Below are 5917 nucleotides of genomic sequence, written 5' to 3' on the forward strand. Positions count from 1 at the left end.
GTTCTACAACGCTAACTCCTCCGCGCACATCCGTTCGACGCACAACTGCCACTTTAACGCTGAAAAACRYTCTTACAGTAGCTAGTTTCCTCAGAATRCCTACRTTAACGATGWTTTACATCGCTAACTCCTTCGCGCACATCCGTTCGACGCACAACTGCCACTWTAACGCTGTAAAACAYWCWWASAGTAGCTAGTTTMCTCAGAATGCCTAYRTTAACGATGTTYTACATCGCTAACTCCTYCGCRCACATCCGTTCGACGCACAACTGCCACTTTAACGCTGTAAAACACACTTACAGTAGCTAGTTTCCTCAGCATCTCCCGATGGAACGCTCCATTGAGCCGCCTTAGATGAAATAGATGGAAAAAATATCTTTATTCTGCACCACTCTGTGGCAGAGAATGAATTAGCAGTAGGAACTCCAGCTAAATCGTCGGAAGCTACTCGAAATCCGCTGAATTCAGTAAATTTAGCAGTAGAAATTCCAGTTAATTAGGTAAAAGCGCATCATTCACCGCAAATAGATGGAGTAATCGGCGTTAACCAACGACCGAGCCTTCGCGGCACATCCGTTTCACCCACCACTACCCGACCATCCAAGCCCCAAACCAAACACACCACAAAAAAAACAAAAAAGCCCCCATCCCCCGCACAGCGTGCAGGATCAAGAGGACCTCATCACTCAAATTATTTCAAATTTTCCGGATTCAGCTGCAAAAGCTCAGGCAGAACGAAAATGCCGTCCTTGCGAATCAGCACATCATCGAACCAAATCTCGCCACCGCCGTATTCCGGACGTTGGATGTTCACGATATCCCAGTGCAGCGAAGACTTGTTGCCGTTGTAAGCATCGTCGTAGCAGTTGCCTGGCGTGAAGTGGAAGCTGCCGTCGATTTTCTCATCGAACAACGTATCCTTCATTGGATGTTGGATGTAAGGATTCACTCCAATCGCGAACTCCCCAATATAACGCGCGCCTTCGTCCATATCGAAAATCTCATTAATGCGATCCGTATCGTTCGCCGTCGCTTTAATGATTTTACCATTTTCAAACTCAAGCACGATATTTTCGAAAATAAAGCCGTCATGCGGAGTAGGCGTATTGTAGGAAAGAATGCCGTTCACCGAATCACGAACTGGTGCGGAGTAAACTTCGCCATCCGGAATGTTCAATTCGCCGTCGCATTTCACACCGCCGATTCCTTTGATCGAGAACGTCAAATCCGTTCCAGGACCAACTAAACGCACTTTATCCGTGCGGTCCATAAGCTCTTTCAGCGCGTCCATCGCTTTGGACATTTTGCCGTAATCCATCGTACATACATTGAAGTAGAACTCTTCGAAAGCATCTGTGCTCATGCTAGCCAGTTGCGCCATAGAAGAAGTCGGGTAACGAAGAACGACCCATCTTGTATCCTTTATACGAACATCAAAATGAACTTGTTGGTAGTAGACGGAATTGTAAAGCTTCATCCGGTCCGCCGGGATATCCGATAGCTCATAAATGTTAGCTCCACCGCGCACGCCAATGTAGCCTTGCATTTTCTTCATTTGGAAAGCATCCACATCCGCCCAAGTTTGCATCTGAGCTTCTGTTCCTTCCATAACAAGCTGGCGAATGACCGCATGATCTCGCACGTTAACGAATGGATGAGCGCCGGCTGCGTGAATTTTTTTCACGAGTTCTTTCACAAGCGCGTTATCGATGCCATAGGCTTCGATCAAAATATTTTCGCCAGGCTGCGCTTTAACCGAGTAATTCACAAGCACATCAGCTAGTTTCGTTATTCTTGGATCTAACATGTTTATCTCTCCTCTACTTCTCTACTTCTTTACTTCTTTACTTCTCTACTTCTTTACTTCATCCACTGGGTCAAAAGACGGCTCATTCGTCTGGAAGCCGACTGTCGTTAAATAAAACCATTCCCCGTTCTCTTCCTGCTGAGAATCGAGTTCAAAAATAAGGTCGCGAAACTTGCGAAGCCATTCCGCATATTTTTCTTTGCTCATTTTGACTTCAACCTGGGTCATAATGATTGGCCAATGCGCACGGTCAGCAGACGGAATTTGGAATGCCTCTTCCGGGGCATTAATCGCTCTGCGTCTGGCACGTGCGAGTACGCTCAAGGTTCTCTCACGGTAGTAGTTCTCTACCTCGGACACATAGGGGAGCAGCGCTTCACTAGGCACGAAGCCACGCGCGACAGCTCTGTAAAATTTTTGGACGATACCATTTTTGAGTTCCGTACGTACGACCGAAATCAAGCCATGCTTTTCCAACTCATTCAAATGATAGTGTACTTTGGCACGCGCCATTCCTAGTAGTTTAGCCAATTGCTGGCCGGTATACGCTTTCTCAATAAGATAAAGCAGCACCTTGGCGCGCAGTGGATCACTAATCGTTTTTAGTTGTTCTAACTCTTCAATAATATAAACTGGTTGCAGCTTCATCCTGGATTCGACCTCCCTCTTATGTACCAATTTTGCCGCGTAAACAAGCGTCTGTTGGTCAACTCTTAATCTCTTACGAGATTAATTAAACGACGGTCAAATCTTTTTAACCGTATCATAATGCGAAAAGGAAATCATGTCAATTGCGGTTTCTGCAATGCTCATGGACATCCCCCTCACTTAAATGTTTCAACGCGTTAACGAATTAACGAAGTTAAGCTTTATTCTCTATGGTAGCAAAAAGGGACGTTTCTGTCACCAAGAAAGGTAGAAACGTCCCATAATTATTTAACTGTAGATCTGGCTACCTGCTTCACGGAACTCTTTGGACTTCTCCTGCATCCCGCTGCTTAAGGCGACTGCTTCATCCAACCCCTGTGCATGCGCATATTGCCTGATATCTTGCGTAATTCTCATGGAACAAAACTTGGGTCCGCACATGGAACAAAAATGTGCCGTTTTCGCGCCTTCAGCCGGCAGCGTCTCATCGTGATACTCGATCGCGCGCTCCGGATCGAGCGAGAGATTGAACTGATCGCGCCAGCGGAATTCAAAGCGCGCCTTCGACAGCGCGTTGTCGCGAATTTGCGCGCCTGGGTGCCCTTTGGCAAGATCGGCAGCATGCGCAGCGATCTTGTAAGTGACGACCCCAACACGGACGTCCTCTTTGTTCGGGAGGCCGAGATGCTCCTTCGGCGTCACATAACACAGCATCGCCGTGCCGAACCAACCGATCATCGCCGCTCCAATGGCAGAGGTGATGTGGTCGTAGCCCGGCGCAATATCCGTCGTCAGCGGCCCAAGCGTGTAGAATGGCGCCTCCTCGCAGACTTCCAGCTGACGGTCCATGTTTTCCTTGATCATGTGCATCGGCACATGACCTGGGCCTTCAACCATCACTTGGACGTCATGGCGCCAAGCGATTTTGGTCAGTTCGCCGAGCGTGTCTAACTCGGCGAATTGCGCCTCGTCGTTCGCATCCGCGAGCGAACCGGGACGCAGCCCGTCGCCGAGGGAGAAGGCGACGTCGTAGGCTTTCATAATTTCGCATATCTCTTCAAAATGCGTATATAGGAAGTTCTCTTGATGATGCGCCAAGCACCATGCGGCCATAATTGATCCGCCGCGAGACACAATACCCGTTACGCGCTGAGCCGTCATTGGGATGTACCRCAGCAACACACCGGCATGAATCGTAAAATAGCTGACCCCTTGCTCCGCCTGCTCAATCAATGTATCCCGATACACTTCCCACGAGAGGTCTTCGGCTTTGCCGTTTACTTTTTCAAGCGCTTGGTATAAAGGCACCGTACCTACTGGAACCGGTGAGTTGCGGATGATCCACTCGCGCGTTGTATGTATGTTTTTGCCTGTCGATAAATCCATGATCGTATCTGCGCCCCAGCGGGTGGCCCACGTCATTTTCTCCACCTCTTCCTCAATGGAAGAAGCGACAGCGGAATTACCAATGTTGGCATTGATTTTCACCAGAAAATTGCGCCCGATGATCATAGGCTCGCTCTCCGGGTGATTAATATTAGAAGGAATGATGGCGCGGCCTAGCGCAACCTCTTTGCGCACAAACTCGCTATCTAGATTCTCGCGAATCGCAATGTACTCCATTTCTGGTGTTACGATACCTTGTCGGGCGTAGTGCATTTGTGTAACGTTGGCGCCTTTTTTGGCGCGGAGCGGTCTCCGGTGCAGGCCTGGGAATACTTCAGCTCCCCCTCTTGCATCCAGTGAGGAGAGTCCGTTATCTTCCGGCTTTATTTCACGTCCATCATAAGCTTCTACGTCCCCGCGTTCCTCAATCCATGACAAGCGATTAGCCGGCAGCCCTTGGCGAATATTGGTATTTATTTCTGTATCCGTATAAATACCGCTAGTATCATAAACATGTACAGGCTCATTCGCTACTTCGTCGCCGTGAATATTCGTGGAAGTCCCGAGTGAAATTTCCCTCACAGGTACTTGGATATCCGGTCTCGACCCTTGTACATACACCTTTTTACTGCCAGGAAATGTAGAAACTTGAACGTCTTTCACGGTGCTGCTGTTATTGCTTGTTGTCACATCATGACCTCCTTTTAAATGGTTATTGTTAAAATGCGGGCCAATTCCGACGCTGCCTCTTGCGGAGAGCGCGCGCCAGCGATCGCGCTCACAACAGCTACGCCATCCGCGCCAGCGCGGATGACGGGCGAGGCATTCGTGGCATCGATGCCCCCGATGCCAACCAAAGGCAGCCGGATGCCGCCATCGCGTATCCGGGCAATCATGGCAGGCCCCTGGACCTCACGCGCATCGAGCTTCGTGCGCGTGGCGTATTGGGGGCCTACGCCCAGATAGTCGGCGCCTTCGGCCAGCGCCGACTGCGCCTCTCCCAGATCGTGGGCTGATACGCCCACGATCATATGCTTCAGCCGCTGCCGCACGGCGGCGGCTGGTGCGTCCTCTTGGCCGATGTGAATTCCATCGGCCTCCAGCTCTAGAGCAAGCCTTTCATCATCGTTGACGATGAAAGGGATCTGGTGCTGCGCGCATAAGCGGCGCAGCCGGGCGCCCAGCTCGAGCAGCGCTGGCCCCTGCAGGGCGCCGGCGCCTTTCTCGCGGAGCTGAAACATCGTGATGCCGCCGGCAATCGCTGCCTCCAGCACCGCATAAGGATCAGCCCCTCCGCAGTTCGGGCTGCCCATCACCAAATACAAACGCAGCGCTTTGCGTAGTTCTTCGTTATTCATCGCGTTCCTCCGGCGTAAACATCATGGCTCACAATGATGGTATTGGAGTCAGAAATCGCGCTCTCTTGCCTTTGCCCGCGTTGGTACGCCCAATGGTTCGTTGGCCCGTGACCGCTTCCTATATATAGCGGTTCGGCAATAGCTGCCTGGATGAAATTTTTGGCCAAGCGTAAAGCTTCAGAAGCTGGCAGACCCTGAGCAAGCCCAGATGTAATAGCCGCAGCAAACGTGCAACCCGTACCGTGCGTATGCGGTGTATGTAGACGGCGGGAAGAAAACTCGGTGAACGACTTCCCGTCATAAAGCAGGTCTGTAGCGTACGCCGTATCCGCTTCATGACCGCCTTTGATCATCACATGCTGACAGCCATATGCATGGATCCATTTTGCTGCTTGCTGACGCGATTGGCTATCCGTAATGGATACTCCACTAAGCGCCTCCGCTTCCGGAATGTTCGGTGTGACCAGGTCAGCCAGCGGCAGCAGGTACTCAATCATGGCGTCTATCRCCTCTTGCTGAAGCAAAGAAGCACCGCCTTTGGCAATCATAACGGGATCGACAACGACCCGCTCCCATTTGTAGCTTTTTATCGCTGATGCTACGATCTGGATAATTTCAGAGGAAAAGAGCATCCCCGTTTTCAGCGCATCCGGCCGCAAATCAGCTCCGATGGAGGCTAGCTGCTGCTCCACCGCCTGTGCGCTCATCGGGTACACGC

Annotated in this window: 5 protein-coding genes; all 5 read right to left on the reverse strand. The window is 50.7% G+C overall.

The features are described from left to right. Window positions 1-691: 691 nt before the first annotated feature. The gene (locus tag AC1DUA_RS19820) at window positions 692-1807 is read right to left on the reverse strand and encodes an aminopeptidase (RefSeq protein ID WP_477501408.1); all 1116 of its coding nucleotides are present in this window, start codon (window positions 1805-1807) and stop codon (window positions 692-694) included. A 45-nt stretch (window positions 1808-1852) separates the two neighbouring features. Continuing rightward, window positions 1853-2455, reverse strand: coding sequence for an ArsR/SmtB family transcription factor (locus tag AC1DUA_RS19825; RefSeq protein ID WP_477501409.1), 603 nt, complete (start codon window positions 2453-2455; stop codon window positions 1853-1855). 288 nt (window positions 2456-2743) lie between these two features. Further along, window positions 2744-4531: a phosphomethylpyrimidine synthase ThiC gene (thiC, locus tag AC1DUA_RS19830; protein ID WP_477501410.1), complete on the reverse strand. Its 1788-nt coding sequence runs from the start codon at window positions 4529-4531 to the stop codon at window positions 2744-2746. A 14-nt stretch (window positions 4532-4545) separates the two neighbouring features. Beyond that, on the reverse strand, window positions 4546-5199 hold the full coding sequence (gene thiE / locus AC1DUA_RS19835) for a thiamine phosphate synthase (protein WP_477501411.1): 654 nt from the start codon (window positions 5197-5199) through the stop codon (window positions 4546-4548). Further along, the coding region (gene thiD / locus AC1DUA_RS19840) for a bifunctional hydroxymethylpyrimidine kinase/phosphomethylpyrimidine kinase (RefSeq protein ID WP_477501412.1) at window positions 5196-5917 on the reverse strand (722 nt) is incomplete at its 5' end. The genes thiE and thiD, both read right to left, overlap by 4 nt.

The organism is Paenibacillus sp. 01T422 (genome assembly GCF_056398785.1).

Bases quoted from the DNA above. Each gene is read 5' to 3' on its own strand.
- thiE (WP_477501411.1), bottom strand. From the start codon at position 5,199: ATGAATAACGAAGAACTACGCAAAGCGCTGCGTTTGTATTTGGTGATG.
- AC1DUA_RS19820 (WP_477501408.1), bottom strand. From the start codon at position 1,807: ATGTTAGATCCAAGAATAACGAAACTAGCTGATGTGCTTGTGAATTAC.
- AC1DUA_RS19825 (WP_477501409.1), bottom strand. From the start codon at position 2,455: ATGAAGCTGCAACCAGTTTATATTATTGAAGAGTTAGAACAACTAAAA.